Annotated in this window: 18 protein-coding genes and 1 pseudogene; 5 read left to right on the forward strand and 14 right to left on the reverse strand. The window is 62.6% G+C overall.

What is annotated here, in order from left to right; all coding sequences use genetic code 11:
- Positions 1-83 precede the first annotated feature (83 nt).
- The 3 genes and pseudogenes from QRN33_RS15885 to cyoD all read right to left on the reverse strand — a co-directional run.
- Positions 84-254: pseudogene (locus tag QRN33_RS15885) on the reverse strand (polysaccharide lyase family 7 protein); the annotation flags it as partial.
- A 42-nt stretch (positions 255-296) separates the two neighbouring features.
- On the reverse strand, positions 297-1,472 hold the full coding sequence (locus QRN33_RS15890) for an MFS transporter (protein ID WP_285409332.1): 1,176 nt from the start codon (positions 1,470-1,472) through the stop codon (positions 297-299).
- A 239-nt stretch (positions 1,473-1,711) separates the two neighbouring features.
- A complete protein-coding gene (gene cyoD, locus QRN33_RS15895; RefSeq protein WP_285409333.1) occupies positions 1,712-2,068 on the reverse strand; it encodes a cytochrome o ubiquinol oxidase subunit IV in 357 nt (118 codons plus the stop codon).
- On the opposite strand from cyoD, the gene QRN33_RS15900 reads away from it, so the two are divergent.
- Positions 2,061-2,243 (forward strand): hypothetical protein, encoded by a 183-nt coding sequence (locus QRN33_RS15900; protein ID WP_285409334.1) that lies wholly within the window; start codon positions 2,061-2,063, stop codon positions 2,241-2,243. The genes cyoD and QRN33_RS15900 overlap by 8 nt on opposite strands.
- Before the next feature lie 13 nt (positions 2,244-2,256).
- Here QRN33_RS15900 and galE (QRN33_RS15905) read toward each other — a convergent pair whose 3' ends face one another.
- Positions 2,257-3,282, reverse strand: a complete 1,026-nt coding sequence (gene galE / locus QRN33_RS15905; RefSeq protein ID WP_285409335.1) for a UDP-glucose 4-epimerase GalE — start codon at positions 3,280-3,282, stop codon at positions 2,257-2,259.
- Between the two features lie 321 nt (positions 3,283-3,603).
- On the opposite strand from galE (QRN33_RS15905), the gene QRN33_RS15910 reads away from it, so the two are divergent.
- From QRN33_RS15910 to QRN33_RS15925, 4 genes are read left to right on the forward strand one after another with little or no spacing between them, the layout of a single operon-like run.
- Complete coding sequence (locus tag QRN33_RS15910; RefSeq protein WP_285409336.1) at positions 3,604-4,773, forward strand: glycosyltransferase family 1 protein; 1,170 nt, start codon at positions 3,604-3,606, stop codon at positions 4,771-4,773.
- On the forward strand, positions 4,761-5,933 hold the full coding sequence (gene glf / locus QRN33_RS15915; RefSeq protein WP_285409337.1) for a UDP-galactopyranose mutase: 1,173 nt from the start codon (positions 4,761-4,763) through the stop codon (positions 5,931-5,933). The genes QRN33_RS15910 and glf overlap by 13 nt, the downstream gene beginning before the upstream one ends.
- Positions 5,930-7,129 (forward strand): glycoside hydrolase family 1 protein, encoded by a 1,200-nt coding sequence (locus tag QRN33_RS15920; RefSeq protein ID WP_123418327.1) that lies wholly within the window; start codon positions 5,930-5,932, stop codon positions 7,127-7,129. The genes glf and QRN33_RS15920 overlap by 4 nt, the downstream gene beginning before the upstream one ends.
- A complete protein-coding gene (locus QRN33_RS15925) occupies positions 7,126-8,886 on the forward strand; it encodes an ABC transporter ATP-binding protein (RefSeq protein ID WP_285409338.1) in 1,761 nt (586 codons plus the stop codon). The genes QRN33_RS15920 and QRN33_RS15925 overlap by 4 nt, the downstream gene beginning before the upstream one ends.
- An 8-nt stretch (positions 8,887-8,894) precedes the next feature.
- Here the strand turns inward: QRN33_RS15925 and QRN33_RS15930 are convergent, their stop codons facing one another.
- From QRN33_RS15930 to QRN33_RS15975, 10 genes are read right to left on the reverse strand one after another with little or no spacing between them, the layout of a single operon-like run.
- Positions 8,895-10,373, reverse strand: coding sequence for a family 16 glycosylhydrolase (locus QRN33_RS15930; RefSeq protein WP_285409339.1), 1,479 nt, complete (start codon positions 10,371-10,373; stop codon positions 8,895-8,897).
- Between the two features lie 31 nt (positions 10,374-10,404).
- Complete coding sequence (gene galE, locus QRN33_RS15935; RefSeq protein WP_285409373.1) at positions 10,405-11,460, reverse strand: UDP-glucose 4-epimerase GalE; 1,056 nt, start codon at positions 11,458-11,460, stop codon at positions 10,405-10,407.
- 31 nt (positions 11,461-11,491) lie between these two features.
- Positions 11,492-12,910, reverse strand: coding sequence for an oligosaccharide flippase family protein (locus QRN33_RS15940; RefSeq protein ID WP_285409340.1), 1,419 nt, complete (start codon positions 12,908-12,910; stop codon positions 11,492-11,494).
- 17 nt (positions 12,911-12,927) lie between these two features.
- Positions 12,928-13,857: a glycosyltransferase family 2 protein gene (locus tag QRN33_RS15945; protein WP_285409341.1), complete on the reverse strand. Its 930-nt coding sequence runs from the start codon at positions 13,855-13,857 to the stop codon at positions 12,928-12,930.
- Complete coding sequence (locus QRN33_RS15950) at positions 13,851-15,158, reverse strand: O-antigen ligase family protein (protein ID WP_281921227.1); 1,308 nt, start codon at positions 15,156-15,158, stop codon at positions 13,851-13,853. The genes QRN33_RS15945 and QRN33_RS15950 overlap by 7 nt, the downstream gene beginning before the upstream one ends.
- A gap of 1 nt (position 15,159) precedes the next feature.
- Entirely contained in the window at positions 15,160-16,266 is a 1,107-nt protein-coding gene (locus QRN33_RS15955) for a glycosyltransferase (RefSeq protein WP_285409342.1), read from the reverse strand.
- Complete coding sequence (locus QRN33_RS15960; RefSeq protein WP_285409343.1) at positions 16,263-17,342, reverse strand: glycosyltransferase; 1,080 nt, start codon at positions 17,340-17,342, stop codon at positions 16,263-16,265. The genes QRN33_RS15955 and QRN33_RS15960 overlap by 4 nt, the downstream gene beginning before the upstream one ends.
- 11 nt (positions 17,343-17,353) lie before the next feature.
- The gene (locus QRN33_RS15965) at positions 17,354-18,061 is read right to left on the reverse strand and encodes a WecB/TagA/CpsF family glycosyltransferase (protein ID WP_065617238.1); all 708 of its coding nucleotides are present in this window, start codon (positions 18,059-18,061) and stop codon (positions 17,354-17,356) included.
- Positions 18,058-19,416: a UDP-glucose dehydrogenase family protein gene (locus QRN33_RS15970; RefSeq protein WP_285409344.1), complete on the reverse strand. Its 1,359-nt coding sequence runs from the start codon at positions 19,414-19,416 to the stop codon at positions 18,058-18,060. Before QRN33_RS15970 ends, QRN33_RS15965 begins: the two co-directional genes overlap by 4 nt.
- A 46-nt stretch (positions 19,417-19,462) precedes the next feature.
- Complete coding sequence (locus tag QRN33_RS15975; RefSeq protein WP_064361728.1) at positions 19,463-20,854, reverse strand: undecaprenyl-phosphate glucose phosphotransferase; 1,392 nt, start codon at positions 20,852-20,854, stop codon at positions 19,463-19,465.
- Positions 20,855-20,902: the final 48 nt, after the last annotated feature.

Raw genomic sequence — 20,902 nt, forward strand, 5'->3', positions numbered from 1 at the left:
GATTTACACGAGGGCCTGCCAGCACACGCTGCGCAGGCCCTTGCGCGTATCAGCCGCCCAGGTATGCGAAATCAACAGATCACTGATGGGCCCTTGGTCGGCGCGGACAGTTGCAGTGAGCCATCCGGCAGCACTGTGACGATACTGGGGAACTGCGCAATGGCCTCGGCGCCGTTTAGCTCGAGTGCAACCGGGTTGGTTGCCGAGACGGCAACCGGAGTGGAGAGGGTGAGATTGCTGATATTTACGGCCATGGTTTCTACTCCTGACGATAAAAATCATTGGCGCTCCAAGCCTTAGGTAACTCCTGAGCCGCACATTTGCCTGCGCGGACTTTCACCACCTCTCGGACTCAGTAGCATGGCGACGAACGCGGCCGCCGCAAAAACACACAAGGCAACGATCACGCCAGCAGCCTCCAGCACCGCGCCGAAGATTGGCGTGCCGGCGGTCTGACCGAGTGCCAACAGCAAAAACGGAATGCCCAGCCCCAGATCCGGGCGATCCGGCAACAGGCTGATGCCTTGCAGCAGATAAACCCCTGAAGAAATGATATAGGCCGCGCCAAACAGGCACATCGCTGCAAGGCCCAAGCCGGCCGAGGCGGAAGCAGCGGCGAGCCCCAGTGTGCCGAGGGCGATGCCGGCCAGCGCCAGATGTTGCATGCGTGCGACACCGAAGCGCCCTGTGAGCACGCCGGTCATGCAGCCGCTGATCCCCGCCGCGCCCAACACGATCCACGCCCATGCGATCGACTGATCGCTGAAACCGGCCTGGCTGCGCAGGATATCGGCGCCGAATGTCCAGACCGCGGTGCTCGCCAATCCCATCAGGAAAGCGCTGGCGCACAACGGCAGCACACCGGGCCGACGCAGCATGAGCAGCGAAAAACTCTGCGTGGCCTCATGCTGAACCCGGCGCGGTACGGCAAACCAAAGCCAGACCGTGACGCCGATGCCGATCAAGGCAAACAGCGCATACAGCTCGCGCCATTGCCCGGCGGCCCCGATCGCGGCCAGGCCGGAAAAAACGATACCGACCGCCGTCCCGGCATTGATAAAGCCATTGGCGCGTGGGCGGTCCGCATCAACCAGACGCGCCGCCACCGCGCTGGCCAGTGGCGGCGAGGTCAAACCCGTGCTCAATCCCGCCAGCGCCACGCCGCAGCCCAACGCCAATCCCGACGAAGCGATAACCACCAGGCCCATCCCCAGCGTTGCAGCCGCGCCGGCCATGACCGTCAACCCGCGTGGACTGACCTTGCCGTTGCAGACAAACGTCGCAACGATGCCCACGCAATAAGCGGCAAAAGCGCTGCCGCCGATCCAGCCGGCAGCGGACACGCTCAGCGCCAGATCCTGACGGATCTGCGGCAGCAACAGTCCATAAGCGAAGCGCGCCAGGCCATAGGACAAAGCCGTCAGCGCGAACGCGGCCGCGACCAGATTGAGGCTGCTTCGATCAAGACTCACGATGAAAGCGTGCCGATGGCGCGAGGGTCGTATGAATAGTCAACGCCGCACCCGCAGCTACATCCCGCGCGGGCGCAACGGGAGGGGGAAAGATCAATAGCCATCAGTGTCCTCAAGATTGTCTGTCGCCGAAGTCGTTACCGCTTCTGATAACGGACCTGCCTCTGGGTTTGATGATTTTCCACCGTACCCGATGGATGGTAGAGCAAAGGGCGAGGGCAGCACCCCGTTCAGCGGCGTCAGTGCGCCAGCATGTTGTGGTGGATGCTGCCCATGATCCATAGCGAAAGCCCGACCAGCAGCAGAATGATCACCACCGAAAAGATCAGCGCCCTGAGGTTCCAGCGCTGCTCCTTGGCGGTGTCCAGGTGCAGGAAGTATTTGAGGTGAGCGAAAACCTGCACCGCTCCCAACGCGACCACCACCCAGGCGGTGACGCTGCGTGGCAACGTCGGGTACATGACCAGGCCAAAGGGAATCACCGTCAGGATCACCGAAATGATGAAACCGACCATGTACGAACGACTGGTGCCATGGCTGGTGCCGGCACTGCTATGAATCGGGCTCTGGTTATACGGCGACGTGGAAATGTTCATCAGCGTCTACACCGCGACCGGCGAATGCGCCTACGAGCGCATCAGGAAACTGCCCGGCATCGAATGGGCGGTCGAGGGTGCGCTCAAGCGCGGTATCGATCAGGCGGAACGCATCGCTGGCGGCGAGTCCGGGCGATTAACGTGTGCCGACGCGCACGGTCACGACAATGAATGACCGTGCGCAACGTTCAATTGGCTTGGCGCACGTCGACCTGCCCAAGCTGATTGCACTGCCAGCGCCAGGCATCGGCGAGCATGCACGGCAATGAGCGGCTCGCCTGCCAGTCCAGTTCTTCGAGGGCTTTATGCGGGTCCGCCCAGCACTGCGCGATGTCGCCCGGGCGCCGCGCTTCAATACGCAACGGGATCTTGATACCAATGACCTGTTCGAACGCGCTGACCACCTCCAGCACCGAATAGCCGCGCCCGGTACCCAGGTTCCAGACGCTCATGCCATGGCGATCGCGCAAGGCGTCGAGCGCGCAGACATGACCGAGCGCAAGGTCGACCACGTGCAGGTAATCGCGAATACCGGTGCCGTCCGGAGTCGGGTAATCGTTGCCGAACACTGACAGCTGCACGCGTCGGCCACTGGCGACTTCCAGCAGATAAGGCAGCAGGTTGTTGGGCGTGCTGGTGGGCGCCTCGCCGAGCAGGCCGGAAGGATGCGCACCGATCGGATTGAAATAGCGCAGCAGACCGATCGACCAGCGCGGGTCGGAGCTGGCGACACTCTTCATGATGTTTTCCGACATCAGCTTCGACATGCCGTAGGGATTGGTCGGCTGGCCGGTGGCGCAGTTTTCGTTGATCGGCAGGGTGGCGCAGTCCCCGTAAACAGTGGCCGATGAACTGAACAGCAGATGGAACACTCCAGCCTTGGCCATGGCTTGGCACAAGGTCAGGCTGCCGCCGACATTGGTGTCGAAATAGCGCAGGGGCTCGCGCACGCTTTCACCGACCGCTTTCAACCCGGCGCAATGCACCACGGCATCGATCGGGTAATCGTGCAAAAGATTATCGAGCAGTCGTCGATTGCGCACGTCACCCTGAATGAACTCCGGTCGTTTTCCCGCCAGCGTACTGATGCGCTCGATCGCCGCGCGCTGGCTGTTGCACAAGTTGTCGAGAATCAACACGTCCACGCCCTGGCCCAGCCATTCCAGTGCGACGTGCGCACCAATGTATCCCGCACCACCGGTAATCAAGATCATGCGCCCGCCCTCCCAAGTACTGCCATCGGCCGATGGCTTTGTGCATGGTTTCGAGGCGCCTGTGCGGCGGCAAAAACCATGTTGTCCTGGACGGTAGGGGATGGATTGTCCAGCGAGTTCAACTTCGTTTGCCAGCCGGTATGTGCAGTTCATCGGCTGCGCCCAAGGTTGGGCTGAACGACGTGTGAACGCCGCTATTCCAACCTTCAAGAGCCTTACGGCCTCATCGAGAAATGCCCTGCACTTGCAGTGCCGACAAGTGAGACGGCCCGGTGGCTCGGCACTGTGTCGACTTGTTTTCCCCGATGAGGAATTTTCGCCATGAACCTTGCAGAACAACCCGAGGCGCTCGCACTGGCGAGTGCGCAGAATGCTCTCGAAACATCCCTTCAGGTGCGGCCCACGCTGGTGTGCCTGTCGCATTTGCGCTGGGGCTTTGTCTATCAGCGGCCGCAGCACGTCATGTCGCGATTGGCGAAACACTACGACGTGGTGTTTTTCGAGGAACCGGTATTTATCGCAGACGCCACGCCCAGACTCGAACTTTCGAATCCAGCAGCAGGGATTGAGGTCGCGGTGCCGCAGTTGCCCATCGGCATGAGTGGCGTGGCGATTGCTCAGGCGCAGCGGCAATTGCTCGATGAACACCTCGCCGGCCGCGTTCAGGGCGATCTGCTGCTGTGGTACCTCACGCCGATGAGCTTGCTGTTTACCGAGCACCTCGACGCTCGCGTCACCGTCTATGACTGCATGGATGAACTGTCGGCGTTCATGGGCGCGCCCGCGCAATTGATCGATATGGAGCAGCAACTGCTGGCCCGCGCCGATGTGGTGTTCACCGGTGGCTACAGCCTGTGGGAGGTCAAGCAGCGCCAGCACGGCAATGCCTATCCGGTGCCGAGCAGCGTCGACATCGCCCATTTTGCGGCGGCGCGGCAGGCATTGCCGGAACCGCCGGATCAGGCAGCGATCGCGCGGCCACGCCTGGGCTTTTTCGGCGTGATCGACGAACGCTTTGATATCGAATTAATGGATCGCGTGGCGACGATGCGCCCTGACTGGCAGATCGTGCTGATCGGGCCGGTGGTGAAGATCGACCCGCAAACCCTGCCGCAACGGTCGAACATTCATTATCTGGGTTCGAAGCAATACACCGAACTGCCGGATTACCTGGCGGGTTGGGACGTCGCGCTGATGCCGTTCGCCCTCAATGCGTCCACGCGCTACATCAGCCCGACCAAGACCCCGGAATATCTGGCCGGTGGCTGCCCGGTGGTGTCGACGCCGATTCACGACGTGGTCAGCGGCTACGGCGAGAGCGGCGCGGTGTTCATTGCCGCCACTGCCGAGGCTTTTGTCGAGGCGATCGAACAAGCTTTGGCACTCAAAGGCACGCCGGAATTTCTGCAGTGCGCCGATGCCGCCATCGCCGGCATGTCGTGGGACAACACCAGTCGCTTCATGCAGGAGCAGATCGAATGCCTACGATAAGCCTGGAGCGCGCAAAGTCCTGCCCATCCTACGACTACCTGATCGTCGGTGCCGGGTTCGCCGGTAGTGTCATCGCCGAGCGTCTGGCTGAAGGATTGGGCCGTCGGGTAATGCTGATCGACCGGCGCCAGCACATCGCCGGCAATGCCTACGATCACTACGACGCCGCCGGCGTGATGGTGCATCGTTACGGTCCGCACATCTTTCACACCAATGCCCAGCGCATTGTCGACTACCTGTCGCGCTTCACTGAATGGCGACCTTACGAGCATCGCGTCCTTGCTCAGGTCGACGGCCAATTGCTGCCGATTCCGATCAATCTGACCACGCTGAACAGGCTCTACGGCTTGTCGATGACCTCCGAGGAAGCCGAGTTGTTCCTCGCCGAGCGCGCCGAACCGGTGGCGACCATTCGCACTTCTGAAGATGTGGTGGTCAATCAGATCGGCCGTGAACTCTACGAGAAATTCTTTCGTGGCTACACGCGCAAGCAGTGGGGGCTGGATCCGTCGGCGCTGGATAAATCGGTGACTTCGCGCATTCCGACGCGGACCAGCGAAGACGACCGCTATTTCGGCGACACCTTCCAGATCATGCCCACGGCCGGCTACACGAAAATGTTCGAACGCATGCTCGATCACCCGAACATCGATCTGTTGCTCAGTACGGATTTCAAGGCTGTGCGCGACGAGGTGAAGTACGAGCATCTGATCTACTGCGGCCCGATCGACGAATACTTCGATTTCCAGCTGGGCCACTTGCCGTATCGATCCTTGCGTTTCGAGCACCAGACACTCGAGCAGGAGCACTATCAGCCGGTAGCGGTGGTGAATTATCCGCACCCGGACGTGCCGTACACCCGCATCACTGAATACAAACACCTGACCGGGCAAACGCACCCGTGCACCAGCATTACTTACGAATATCCCTGTGACGACGGCGACCCGTATTACCCGGTGCCCCGGGCGGAAAATGCCGAACTCTACAAACGCTACCGCGCACTCGCCGAGCAGACGCCGAACGTCACGTTCCTTGGGCGGCTGGGCACCTACAAGTACTACAACATGGATCAGGTGGTGGGGCAGGCGCTGGCCTTGTATCGGGATATTCAAGCGGCGCAGGCACCCGCCACTGCCGCAACCGAGACCGATGCTTCATGACCGCGCAGCCGAAAGGCGACGAACCCGAGCCCGGCACAGGCGCTCATTCGATCTTCAGCAGCTTCGTCATGGCCGGTTTCGAATGTTCCAGTCAGCGCCGCCAGGATGGTCGGCGCCTGGATCTGCTGGCCGACACCGGACACGCGCGCTGGGTGGACAAGGATTACCAGCGACTGAGCGGGTTGAACATTCGTTGTGCCCGCGACGGCTTGCGCTGGCACCTGATCGAACGCAGCCCCGGTCGCTATGACTGGAGCAGCTTCGTGCCGATGCTCAAAGCCGCGCAAGCGCAGCAGGTGCAAGTGGTCTGGGACCTGTGCCATTACGGTTATCCGGATGACCTGGATTTCTGGCGCCCGGCATTCGTCGAGCGTTTTGCCCGTTTCGCCGCTGCTGCAGCGACGGTGATGATGGACGAGGGCGTCAGCGTGCCGTTCTACTCGCCGATCAATGAGATTTCATTCTGGAGTTGGGCGGGGGGCGAGGTCGCGTACTTCAACCCGACCGCACGCGGGCGCGCGCAGGAACTCAAGCATCAACTGGTGCGGGCGAGCATCGCTGCGATCGAAGCGATTCGCGAACAGGCGCCTCATGCTCGGTTCGTCCAGTGCGATCCGTTGATCCATGTGCTCGCCGGCTCCAGGCGCAGCGACGATATCGAAGCGGCCGAAGCCTATCGGCTGTCGCAATTTCAGGCGTGGGATCTGCTCACTGGCCGTGAATGGCCCGGCCTGGGCGGGCAGGAACATTACCTGGATATCATCGGTGCCAATTTCTATGCGCATAACCAGTGGTATTACCACGGCCGGCGCATCCTTCGCGGCGAGCGCGACTTCCGACCGTTGTCGGGCATGCTCAAGGAACTGCACCAGCGTTATCAGCGGCCAATACTGATCGCCGAAACCGGGGCCGAAGATGAAGAACGCCTGCCGTGGCTGGCTTACATCCTTGAGCAGACGCTGCTGGCCCTCGAACGCGGTGTGCCGGTGCAGGGGATCTGCTGGTACCCGTTTCTCGATTACCCGGGCTGGGATAACGGCCGGTATTGCCCCACCGGCGTGTTCGGCTACCCCGATGGCGAGGGCGAGCGCGCGGCGTTTCACCCGCTGCACGTCGAGCTGGCGCAGGTGCCCGAGCGGGTCGCCGCCTGTTTGCGCAGGGTCAATGGCGGGCACATTGAGGGGCGCGGGAGATGAACTTCCAGCAAATGCGCGATGAGCCCTTGCCGGCGTCGGCCGCTGCCTTCTTATGGCGCTACATCAGAATTCGTCCGGCGCACTTCATCGCCATGGTCGCACTGGTGATGGGCGCGGCGTGCTGTGCGGTGGTGGTGCAGTACGGCATGAAACTGCTGGTCGATGCCATGGCCGCCGGGTCGGCGGCGGACCAGGTCTGGCACGCGTTTGGCCTGTTCATGGCGTTGATCGTGATGGAAAACCTGCTGTGGCGCCTCGGCGGCTGGGTCGGCTGCCACACTATCGTCGGCAGTTGCGCCGATTTGCGCGTGGACCTGTTTCATCACCTGACCGGCCACCCGATGCGCTATTTCAAGCGGCACTTCTCCGGCTCGCTGGCCAATCGCGTCTCGGCGATCGGCGCTGCTGCCGACAAGGTCTATGGCGGGTTGACCTGGCGCATCGTGCCGCCGTGCGTGGATTTCATCGGTGCCGTGGCTTTGCTGTTGGCGGTGCACGGGGCCATGGCACTGGCCCTGGTCGGCTGCGTGATCGTGGTCGCCGCGCTGATCACCGTGTTCGGCGTGCGCGGCCGCAGCCGGCACATTGCTTTTGCTTCGCAGTCGGCGCGGGTCGGTGGCGAGATTGTCGATCTGGTGTCCAATGTCTGGACGATCAAGGCGTTCTCCGGGCGGCAACGCGAGCGTCTGCGCCTGGAGCGCGAGATCGGCATCGAAGCCGATTCGCACCGCAGCAGCTGGATGTACATGGAAAAGGCGCGGGTGCTGCACGACATCTGCCTGACCGTGATGGCGGGCGGCATGCTCGGCTGGGCGATCCTGCTCTGGCGAGCGGGACAGATCACGGCGGGCGATGTGGTGATGGTCAGCGCGTTGACCTTTCGCATCCTGCACGGTTCGCGCGAACTAGCGCTGGCCCTGGTGGAAACCAGCCAGCAGATGGGTGTCATCAGCGAGACGCTGGGCATCGTCGCCCAGCCCCACGAACTCAGCGACACCGCGGAAGAACTGGCACCGACCCGTGGGCATATCAAGATGCTCGATGTCAGTTACGCCTACCCGGACGGGCGTAAGGTCTTCGAGCATTTTTTCCTGGATATCCCGGCGGGACAAAGCGTCGGCATTGCCGGCACTTCGGGCTCGGGAAAATCGACGTTGCTCGGTTTGCTGCAACGCCTGGATGACGTGCGCAGCGGGGTCATCCTGATCGACGACCGCGACATCCGCTCGGTCAGCCAGGACAGTTTACGCCGACAGATCGCCGTGGTGCCGCAAGAGCCGACGCTGTTCAATCGCAGCATTCTGGAAAACATCGGCTACGGTCAGCCCCATGCCACCGAGCAGCAGATCATCGCAGCGGCGCAGCAGGCGTTTTGCGACGAATTCGTCCAGGCGCTACCGCAGGGTTATCACACCCCGGTCGGTGAGCGTGGAGTGACCTTGTCCGGTGGCCAGCGCCAGCGTCTGGGGCTCGCGCGGGCGTTTCTGAAGGATGCACCGATCCTGATTCTCGACGAGGCGACCTCGGCACTGGATTCCGATTCGGAAGCGATCATCCAGCGTGCGCTGAGCAACCTGATGCGCGGCAGGACAGTCCTCGCGGTGGCGCACCGCCTCTCGACCATCGCCAATTTCGACCGGGTGCTGGTGCTGGAGGACGGCGAGATCGTGCAGGACGGCACGCCGCAAGAGTTGCGCGAAAGTCAGGGACGGTTCCGCACGCTGTGGCAGATGCAGGCGATGGTGCACAACCGTTGAACGCGGGCCTATTGCGCTGAGCGTGTCCAGACCCTGACGTAATCAATGCGAAACACCGACGGCAGGTCAGCATCGTCGACCACCCCGAACCAGTGCCACATCGCTTCGCTGTCGAAAACGATTTGCATGGGGAAGTGCCAATAGGTGTTCTTCGCCTCCCGGACCAATACGCCGTCGACGTACCAGCGCAAGGTCTCGGGTTGCCAGTCGAAACCGTAGACATGAAAGGTACTGGCCAGCCGCCAAGGGGCATTCCAGGTGCTGCCGGAACTCAGGTGTTGATCATTCTGCGGTCTGGCCCAGACATGGGCATTCATGTTGTACCGGCGGTCGAACGCTTCGTTGCGGGTTTTGCCGCCGATTTCGAAGATGTCGATTTCCGTGGCGTTCTCCGGCAGCCCGGTCCACGCCAGCCAGAACGCACTGGAGCCGGCAGAGTTCATCGGCTTCGCCCGGGCTTCGTAATAGCCGTACATCCCCCGTTCATGGGTGCGCACCATCGCCGAGCTGTAGTCCTTGTAGCCCAAGGCGACGTATTTCTCCGGGAGGGTCTGCTTGCGGAAAGTGATGTTCAGATTGCCGCTGCCGACCTTGGCGTTCTCTGGCAAAAACAGCGCCGGTTTGCGCCCGAGGGAGTCGGTGCCGGTGGCGTTGTTGACGTGCCAGCGTTCGGCGTCGAGCGTGCTGCCATTGAATTCGTCGGACAGCCGCGTATCGAGCTTCCAGCCGCCGGCATTGGCCTGATCCGACAACGGCAGATCGGGGGTAACGTGCGTCGGGGTCGGGCCTAACGGGCCAACCCGGGTCCAAGCATCGGCCTGCTGCGGAACCACGACTGCCCATTTTTGCGCCAGGTAGTCGAACACACTACGGCGTTCGTCCTGGTTGCTGAATTGACGGTCATACACCAGCACTTCGGCGATGTCGCCGCGCAGGATTTCCGAGGTGCCGACTACGTTGCGCGCCACCGCGAACGGGCCGATCGGCACGTCACTGGTTTCCAGCAACGCCAGCGCCGGTTCGTAGGCGCTGGTCTGCTGCACGCTGATGCCGAAATTCGGCGCGACGTTATCGTTGTCCGCCAGTTGCGGGCGAGAGCTGAACAGTCGCTGCCAGGCCTTGCCGCCGGCCTGCTCGGGCAGACGTCGCGAGACGACGAAGACCGTCACCGGGCCTTTGCTTGTGCGAATCGCCTGGCCCATGAACGCCGCCGTGCCGCTGAAACGCACAACGCCGTGGCCGTTGAGGGCGTTGTCGACCCGCGTCGGCAAGGTCGTCGCCGCGCGGTTGTCGACGGTGACGTCATTGCCCTTGCCGGATTTATCCAGCCAGCGCACGACCTGGTTTTGCCCCTCCAGTGTCATCGCGGCCGGGTCATTGCCGTCCAGCCACAACACCAGGCCTTCAGTGACCGGTCCTGGAATATTGGCCTCGGCGCCAACGCTCAGCAGCAGCAAGACAAACAGCATGCATCGTGATCTGTTCATGAGTCGTCCCTAACGTGAGTTGGCGGCGTTATTACGTGCCCACCGCCAGCAGCGGCGCCGGTTGCGGGCGGTAGCCCCATGGGTTGCTGGTCTGCCAGCGCCAGCTGTCGATGAGCATTTGTGTCAGCTCGCGTTGCGCGCGCCAGCCCAGTTCGCGCCCGGCCTTGCTTGCATCGGCGCGGCATTCGGCGACATCACCGGCGCGGCGCGGGGCGAAGCGGTAGGGGATACGCAGACCGGTGACGTCTTCGAAGGCGCTGATGATCTGCAACACGCTGTAGCCGGTGCCGGTGCCGAGATTCCAAACGTGCAGGCCATGCTCGTCGCCCTGCAAAACCTGCAGTGCCTTGAGATGACCAGCAGCCAGATCCAGCACATGGATGTAATCGCGAATGCAGGTGCCGTCGACGGTCGGATAGTCGTTGCCATAAACGGTCAACGCCGCGCGCTGGCCGCTGGCAACCTCGGTCAGGCACGGCAGCAGGTTGTTCGGCCGACCGTTGGGCGCCTCGCCGATCAGCCCGCTCTCGTGCGCGCCTATCGGGTTGAAGTAGCGCAGCACGGCAATGTTCCAGCGCGCGTCGGCGACGGCTAGGTCGCTGAGCAACTCTTCGATCACCAGCTTCGAGCGCCCGTAAGGATTGGCCGGTTTGCCGGTGCCGTGATCTTCGACGATCGGCATGCGGGCCGGCTCGCCGTACACCGTCGCCGATGAACTGAACACCAGATTGAACACGTGGGCGCGGGCCATCGCCTGACACAGGTTCAGCGTGCCGACCACGTTGTTGGCGTAGTAATCCATCGGTCGACGCATGCTTTGCGCGACCGCTTTGAGCCCGGCGAAATGCAGCACCGCGTCGATCGCGTAAGTGCTGAAAATCTCCTCCAGCAACGCCGCGTCGCGGATATCGCCTTCGATGAAATCGATGTGCGAATGACTCAACAGCTCGAGCCGTGTGATGGCCTCGCGGCTGCTGTTGCACAGGTTGTCGAGGATCAGAACCGAGTGTCCGGACTCGATCAACTGCAATGCCGTGTGCGAACCGATGTAGCCGGCACCGCCCGTGATCAACGTGGTTTTGCGCATGACGACGTGCTCCATTGCGAGGAAATCCGGCTCAGCGGGCGGTGAACACCAACTTGAATTCTTGCGGCCAGCGCGGGTGCAGCAGGCTGTAGGACAAGGCGTAGGTCAGCGTGCCGATGGCGATGTCGCCGGCCAGGTGCGCATAACCGGACAGGCCGGTCTGCCGCGACAGCCACATCACCACGACGACCATTACGACAGAGGCAAGCAGGCTGCGGTAACTGGACTGGAAGAAGCTGCGCCAGTCGTAACCGATGGCGGCGTGCAGGCCGCGCACCTGCAATGGCGTGATCAGCAGCATGCGTAGCAGCAATGCCAGCGCCGCCGCCATGCCGCCGTAGCTCGCCCCGAGCAGATACACCAGCGCCAGCGCGAGCAGGGTGGTGGCGACTTCGGCCTTGAGCGTCAGATGCGTGCGATTGACCGCCACCAGCGCAGTGGTCGCATACAGCGCCAGATTGCCCAGCGCCGCCGTGCCGGCGAGCACTTGCAGCAAGGGAATCGCGTCGGCCCATTTCGCGCCGAAGATCAGCAGGATGATGTCTTCGGCGGTCAGGGCGATGCCGAAAAACAGCGGGGTCAGCACGAAGCCGCTGATTGCCGTGGAGTCGCCGATGACGCCGATCAGCCGCGCCGGTTCGGCACTGCGCCGGGCGAACACCGGCAGGGCATAACTCATCAAGCCGTTGTAGATCGCCGAGCGCGGCAGGTCGATGATGCGCATCGCCAGGTTGAACATGCCCACCGCGTGCGCCCCGGCAGTCAGGCCGAGAATCAAGTTGACGCCGCGTTGTAGGGTTTGCGAACTCATGACGTTGACGCAGACCGGGAGCCCGGCGCGCAGCAGTTCGCCCAACACCTGGCGGTCGATCAGCAAGGGAATGCGCCGACGCTCGCTGCGCATCAGCACCAGCGTGGAAATGCCGTCCATGATCAGCGCCTGCGCGACCACCGCCCACGGGCCGAAACCCAGCAGCGCAACAGCCACGCCGCCAACCCCGCCAGCCACTTTGCCGAGCAAGGTGCGCGAGGCCAGCAGCTTGAAATTGCCGCTGCGGCGCATCTGTGCCACATACACCCGGGCCATCAGGGTGAAGAGGATTTTCACCGAGGCCACGGCGGTCATCCAGCGCAACGCGGTGGACGGCGTATACAGCACCACCGCCAACGAGATCAACGCAATCGACAACAGACTGACCAGCACCGCAAACCAGAACACGCTGCTGATGTGTTTGTCTTCCATCCGCTGCAGGCGCACCAGCGGGTCTTCGAGCATCGACGAGAACAGAATGCCCACCACTTCGACCACGGCGATGATCAGCGTGCCGATGCCCAGCTCGGTCGGCGTCAGCAAATGCGCGTAGACGACAAAGGTAATCATCGACAGGAAAATCAGGCCGAACTTCTCGGTGAAAATCCATACGAGGGTCATCAGGCGACGGTTGGCCATGGCGCGATCCCCGACACTCAGCGGCTGTTGCCCAGGCTTTTCAAGCAGGCGTATAGGTAGCGCAGGGTCGGTTTGCCCTGGGAGAAAAACAGCGTCTGCCACGAATGTCCGAGCATCTGCCGGAACACCTCGATGACCCGTGGGTGATCGCCGCGCCGGGAAAACGCATTGAGAAACTCCGCGTGATTGGCGAGGACGAAATAGATCCGCTGCTGCTTGTTCAGCCGGGAGCCGTAGCGTGCCAAGTACAGCTGAATGAAGCGCAGCTTGTGCGGGTAATACTTGTGCGGTTGCGCGGTGATGTTGGCGGCGTTGACGGCGCGCCAGTGGAGGATCTGCGGCACGCTGTGGATCTCGCTGATTTCCGCGATGCGCGTCCACAGCAGACGATCCTCGGCGAAGCGCAGGCTCTGATCGAAGCCGCCAATGGCGACGATGATTTCGCGCAGGGCGAGTACGCCGGAGGTGCCGTTGATGATGTTTTCGCGCATGAAATCGGCAAAGTGGTCGCCGTGTTTGCAGCGGTCCTCCAACTGGCGTTTGCCGTCACTGAATTCGCTCATCTGAAAACAATCGATCAGACCGACCTTGCGCCCCTGTTGGGTGAGTTCGGCGTGCAGGGTCAGTTGTTTTTGCAGTTTCTCGGGATGCCAGCGGTCATCGGCATCTAGGAAGGCGATAAAGGTTTCCTCGGCACTGAACACGCCGCGATTGCGCGCACTGGCCGGGCCTTGATTGGGCTGCTGCAACAGCACGATGGGAAAGGGCGCGGCGTACTGCTTGACGATCTCTGGCCCGGCATCGCTGGAACCGTCATCGACGACGATGACTTTGTCCGGCAGGCGGGTTTGTGCACTCACCGAGTCCAGCGTGCGTTGGATGCTGGCGGCGGCGTTGTACAGCGGGATCACCACGCACACGGTGACGGCCGAGGGATCATTCAGCATGGGCGTTGCTCCCTGAAAGTGGTGCGCATCGGCCGAGCGCTGGCGACTGGCAGCGGCTGCGTACGGACGACGAGGTGGTGGCGGAAGGTCAGGCTGAGCACGCAGAAAATCAGGAACTCGCCCGAACGGTAGTTGGGGATCACATAGGCGACGTAATTGGTGACCACGAACAGGCCGATGATCACCAGCGCACAGGCCTGATAGCGCGCCGACTGATCCGCCGTGATCGCCCGATAACGCTTGCTCAGCGTCTGGGCAAACATCAGCAGCAGGGCAATCAACTGAATCAGGCCGCCGTTGAGCAGGGTTTCGACGTAGCCGCTGTGGGCATTGCCGATGTAGCCCCAGCGGGTAATGAAAGCATCGGCATCGGCGCTGGCCCAGAACGCGCCGAAGCCGTAGCCCTTGAGAAATTGCGCATCGATCAGCGGCTGCAACAGCTCCCAGATCAACGTGCGGTCAGTGAGTGACGGGTCGCGGCCGACCAGTTCCAGCAGCATGGCGTAGTTGGCGTAAAGCACCCCACACAAGAGGAAGAACACCAGCGTCGCGGCGGTGAAGGCCAGCAGTGAGCGGTTGATGCGCAAGCGGATCAGCGTGATGAAGTAGGCGTAACTGGCGGTGCCGGCGACGATCAGCGCAATCGCCGTGGCCGACTGCGCCAGGCCAATGGCGATCAGCGCGAACAGCCCGTAGAGGATTGCCAGCGGGTTGCGTTGGCGGATCATCGGCAGCAGCAACAGGATCGCGATGGCGTTCAGGCGTGCGCCGGCGTTCTTTTCCGCGAACACGCCGCGAAAGGCACCGTCACGGATGCCACCGGAAATGAAGGCGATGTCCGGGCGAATCACGGCGAAGATCAAGCCGACCAGCGCCGCCGCACCGATCACGCAACCGAACAGAAAAGCGATCCGCTCGATGCTGTAGCGCCAGGCAATGAAACCGGCGAAGAACACTACGCTGAGCAGCGCGACGAAACGCTTGAAGCTGAGCATCGGCTCGCTCGACCAACTGATCGACGCCGCCACGCAACCGAGGAACACCAGCAAAAACAGGTTCTGCCGGTAGAAGCTCTTGCTGAGAAAAACCTTGTGGCGGATGAAAAAGAACAGCGGCACCAGCAAGGTCAGCAAGCCGCAGACCTGATTGGCCAGATTGCCTTCCAGATCCTGCTGCGCATCGTCCAGCGTGCTGACATTGCCCAGGCGCAGAAAGAAGCCGATCACTTGCGTATAGAACAGCACGCCAAACAAGGTGAAGGCGTCGGCCAGCGTCGAATAGCGCACTTGCAGGCGGTTCATCTCAGCGCCTCCCGAGTAACGCCTTGAGGTAGGTCTGCACCGCGCGAGCGCTGACAAAACGCGCGGCAGCATCGATGCGACGCTGGCGATGCAGGGCGCGCGGCGCGGACATTTGTGCGCTGATCGCGGCGGCGAGAGCGCCCGGGTCGTCGACCTCGACCAAGGGCGCGACGGCGCCGTCGGCGAGAATTTCCTGCGGGCCATACGGGCAGCGCGTTGCCACTACCGGGGTGCCGGTGGACAAGGCTTCGACCAAGGCGTTGGGGCTGCCCTCGAAACGCGACGACAAGACAAAGCAATCTGCCCGAGCGATCTCGGCGATTGGATCATTGGCGTAACCCGGCAGATCACAACGCTGTGCAACGCCGAGCGCTGTCGCTTGGGCCAGCAGTTCGCCGCGCAGGGCGCCTTCGCCGAAGATGATCAGCCGCGCATCGCCTTGCGGCAGGCGGGCGAAGGCGTCGATCAGGGTGTCGAAACCTTTTTGCTGCGCCAGCCGACCCACGGCGACGATCACCGGGGTGGTTTTGTCCTTGAGCCAGGGATGGCTGGGCGCGGCGGCAGGTTTGTCGCGAAAATCGTTGTCAAGCACCGGGTTGTCGGCGGTGGTCACATCGCGCGGACGGGCGATGGTGGTGTCGACCAGATCTTCGGCAACGCCTTGCGACACGCAGATCACCGGGTTGGGAATCAGCCGGTACAGCCACGGCGCCAGCCAGTAGGCGAGCTTCACCGACAGCGCCGGGTTGACGTGCTTGTCCCGCGAGAAGGCATTGCGCTCGCTGACATGCAGCCGCGCCAAAGTCCCGGACAGCACAGCCGCGGCAATCGCCACGACGTTGACATGGGTGAGGGCGGCCAGTTGCGCGTCGTATTGATTGCTGCGCAAAAAACGCGTCAGCGCCGGCACCGCCGCCGCGCTGCGCGGACTGTCGAGCAGCACTTGCCTGACCCGTGGGTCGAGCGCCGGTTGATTGATGCCGGCACCGGTGAGCATCAGCAACGTGACTTCGTTGCCGGCTTCAACCAAGGCCCCGGCGAGGCGCACCATCATTTTTTCAGCGCCGCCGGCGCCGAGGTCCTGGAGGATGATCAGCAGTTTTTTCATCGGTTCCACACCTGGTAATAAGCCTGAGCGGCGTACTGGCTGGTATAGGGCTGGATCGCTTCGCTGACCGAGCGTCGGGCCGGTGTCGCGGGTTCGCGGCTGGCCAGACTGTCGAGCAGCGCCTCGGCCAGGGCCGGCACATCGTTGACCTTGACCAAGCGCCCGAGGCGTCCGTCGTCGAGCAACTCCCGCGGCCCGCTGCCGCAATCGCTGGAAATCACCGCCGTGCCCAGCGCCAGCGCCTCGACCAGCACCGTCGGCAAACCTTCGTGCAATGAGCTGAGCACCAACCGCTGCGCATGGCGAATCAGCGGATAGGGATTGCGCAGATGCCCGGTGAAATGCACCAGACGTTCGATGCCCAGTCGTTGCGCCTGCGCTTCAAGCTCTGCGCGCAACGGGCCGTCGCCGGCAATCACCAGATAGGGCAGCGTGCGCTGTTGCGCTGCCAGCGCATAGGCTTCGAGCAACAGATCGAAGCCCTTGGTTTCCACCAGTCGGCCGATCCCCAGCCAGTAATGATGGGGCACACCACCGGGCAACGGCGCTTGTGCCGCATGCAACAGTTGCTCGCTGATCACCGCGTTCGGGCAATAACGGATGCGCGGCTGGCCCCACGGCATCAACCCGGCAAGCGACTGGCGCAAACCGTGGGACACCGCGACCACCTTGCCGCTGCCGCACAGATACAGCGCGTACAACAGGCGCAGGCTGGCGCGCCCGGTGTTCTGTTCGGCGCAATCCAGTGCGGCGTGGCGGGTGTAGATGACTTGGCACGGACTGCCCAAGGTGGCGAACCAGGTGCAGAGATTGGCCTGCTCCTTGGCGCCGATCAGATGCGTCACGCCTTCGCGAAGAATCAAGCGGCGCAGCAGCACGATCGATTTCAGCCAGCCAGCGAGGCCGCCGCCACCACCGGCAAGGCTTGGCGCGCCGTCGACGTTGGGCGAGTCGCCGTTCATGACGAAAAAACTCACCCGCCGGCCGTCCGCCAGGAACTGCTCTGCGAGGCGTTGCTGCACGCACTCGACGCCGCCGCCAGTCTGGTAATCCTTGAGCGTGAACAGAATATGCATCGGCACAATCCTCATGGGGCGGTGACATTGATCGCCACTTGCTGGCGCAGAATCAGTTCGGTCAGGCGCAGGGCATTGCTCGGGTAGTCGAGCAGGTAACGCTTGATCGTGTGCGGCTCGCGGTACATGCGGTAGAAGGCGCGCAGGTGCAGGCGGTTGATGGCGTCGGGGTAGTAGCGCTCGCTGGCATTCGCCTCCTGACGAATGAAACCGCCGCAGGTGAACGCCACGCCGCTGAAGCCCCCGCGCAACGCATCGAGGACAAAACGTTCCTGCAGCCCGGCGCCGAGGCCGACCAACAGCAGGTTGGTCCGCTGCCGACGGATGTCAGCCTGCAGCGCCGCGCCTTGCTCGGCGTCGAAGTAACCGTTGTGCGCGCCAACCAGCTGCAGGCGCGGGTACTGCGTGCCGAGCTTTTCCACGAAACGATCAAGCTCCGCCTGCCGCGCGCCCACCACATAGACGCGTTTGCCGCGCTGCTCGGACTCGCGCAACACCGGATCGGCAATCGAGGTGAAATCGAAACTGACCCGCTCCACTGCGCGCCCGGTAATGCGCGACATGAACCCGGACATCAGCATGCCGTCGCAGAAATATGCCAGCGACGGCGGCGGTTGGCGGATGAAACTGCCGATCGAGGCGAAGTTGAGAAAGGAGAACGCCCGGTTCGATTCCAGCAGCGCCGGCGAATAACGATCCAGCAATTCCAGGCGGATCATGACGCGAGATCCTGTGCTTCGGCGGCGCAGGTCGGCCGGCCGACGCTGATGTAGGTGAAGCCGCGCGCGCTGAGGCGTTGCGGATCGAACAGGTTGCGGCCATCGAAGATCAGCGGGTTTTTCAGCTGGCGGGCGAGCAATTCGAAGTCCGGCGCGCGAAACGATTGCCACTCGGTGACGATCACCAGCGCGTCGGCATTTTTCAGCGCCGCCTCTTTGGTCCCGGCCAGGGTCAGGTCGTCGCGCGGGCCGTAAAGCTGCTGCGCCTGCTCCATGGCTTTCGGGTCGAACGCCTGCACGCTGGCGCCAGCACGCCACAAGGCCTCCATCAACACGCGGCTGGGGGCTTCGCGCATGTCGTCGGTGTTGGGCTTGAAACTCAGGCCCCAGAGGGCAAAGGTTTTGCCTTCAAGGGCACCGTTGAAGTGATCGGCAATCTTGTGGAACAGCGTGCTTTTCTGCTCATTGTTGCGCGACTCCACCGCCCTGAGCAGGCGCGCATCGATGTCGACGCCGTGGGCGGCATGGATCAGCGCACGCACATCCTTGGGAAAACACGAACCGCCGTAACCGATGCCGGGATAGATGAACTGGTAGCCGATGCGCGGATCCGAACCGATGCCGTGGCGGACCATTTCAATGTCTGCGCCAAGCTTTTCGGCAAGCCCGGCCATCTCGTTCATGAAGCTGATCTTGGTCGCCAGCATGCAGTTGGCGGCATACTTGGTCAGCTCGGCGCTGCGCACGTCCATGACGATGATCTTTTCGCGGTTGCGATTGAACGGTTCGTACAGCTCGCGCATCACCGCTTCGGCGCGGGGGCTGTCGGTGCCGATGATGATTCGGTCCGGGCGCATGCAGTCGTCGACCGCGCAGCCTTCCTTGAGGAATTCCGGGTTGGACACCACGTCGAAGGTCAGCGCAGCGCGGCCGCTTTCGGCGAGGATGGCGTTGATGCACTCGCGCACCCGATCCGCCGTACCCACGGGCACCGTGGATTTGTCGACGATGATCTGCTCGCCGCGCAGGTGCTCGCCGATGGTACGGGCGACGCTCAGCACATGTTTGAGATCCGCCGAACCGTCCTCGTCCGGTGGGGTACCAACGGCGATCAACAACACGTCGCCGTGCTTTACCGCAGCGGCCAGATCACTGCCGAATTGCAGGCGACCGCTGTGATGGTTTTCCCGCACCAGGCTTTTCAGCCCCGGTTCGTAAATGGGCAGGCTGCCGTCGTTCAAGGCCTGCACCTTGGCCGCGTCGACATCCACACACAGCACGTTGTGGCCGACCTCGGCCAGCGCGGCGCCCTGGACCAGTCCGACATAACCGATACCGAATACACTCACATTCATGGGAAAACCTCATGCGCGGTGGGGTGGGCCAGAGCGCTGGCCGCAGTCAGTAGATGTTTTTCGAGAACAGGGTGAAGGGCGTCTTCAGCAGGATCTTGATGTCCAGCCACAGCGACCATTGATTGATGTAATTGAGGTCCTGGGCGACCCGGCGCTGCATCTTTTCCACGGTCTCGGTTTCGCCGCGGTGCCCGGTGATCTGCGCCAGACCGGTGATGCCAGGCTTGAGCCGATGCCGCGCCATGTAGGCGCGGACCTTGCCGGTGTAATAGATGTTGTGGGTGACTGCGTGCGGGCGCGGCCCGACCAGCGCCATGTGCCCGAACAGCACGTTGAACAGTTGCGGCAGTTCGTCGATGGAGCTGCGCCGCAGAAAGCGTCCCAGCGGCGTGACGCGGTCATCGTCGCGGGTGGCCTGGCGCACTTGCTGATCGTCGTGCACGCGCATCGAGCGAAACTTCCACACGCGAATCACTTCGCCGTCGCAGCCATGGCGGTTCTGCTTGAATAGCACGGGCCCCGGCGACGTCAGCTTGACCGCGATGGCCACCCCGAGCAGCAGCGGGCTGAGCAGCATCAGTGCCATCGCCGCGACGCTGCGTTCGAACAGGTCCTTGCAGAACAGGCTGCCGGGGTGCGAGGTGAGCAGGCTTTCGTTGAGGTAGATCGCCGGCATCCGCTCGATCTCGGAGATCGAATGATTGAGCAACACCATGCTGCCCAGATCCGGAATCCACACCACGTCGACGTTCATGTCGAGCAGGTTGATGTACAACGCTTCGATGGTCGCCGCCTCGGCCATCGGCAGCACGATGTACACCCGCCGCGCCTGCAAGCGGGTGATGATTTCTCGGATGTCTTCGACCTCGCCGAGCAGCGGCAGAATGCTTGGCGCCGGGCCGCTGTCGGCTTTCGCCGCGACGAAACCGAGCAGCAGCGCGCGATCCGGGTCGAGGAGTTTACGTGCCAGCTCATGGGCGGTCGGGCAGGTGCCGATGATCACCGCGCGGCGCTCGTTGCAGATCATCTTGGTGTACATGCGCACGAACAGATGCAGCGGCAGAAACGTCGCCGCCTGAGCAAGAAACCCCACCACCGCCCAGACAATCACCACCTGCCGGGAAAACAACGCGCTGGTCTGGGTGACGAAGGCGATGCTCATCAGCAGCCCGAGCAGAATCAGCCAGCCGGCGAGCAAGCGTCCGAGCCCGACCAGCAGGCCATGACGCTTGTGATAGACCTGGACGAGGCTGTAGACCGGCATCGAGCCGAGCACGGTGAGGATGATCAGCAGCCGGTATTCACTGGGCAAGGCGCCGATTCGCCAGTGCACCAGCACCATTAGCAAAAGGTTGACCAGGGTCATTGCGCACAACCATTGCCCCCAGAAAGTGAGGCCGCGACGCTGTGCCATTTGCGCGGAATATTGCGAGGTCATCGGCACGATCTCCGATTCATCGAACAGGGAAGGGATGGCTGCTGCCGG

Source organism: Pseudomonas sp. FR229a (assembly GCF_030209115.1).
GTDB lineage: Bacteria > Pseudomonadota > Gammaproteobacteria > Pseudomonadales > Pseudomonadaceae > Aquipseudomonas > Aquipseudomonas moraviensis_A.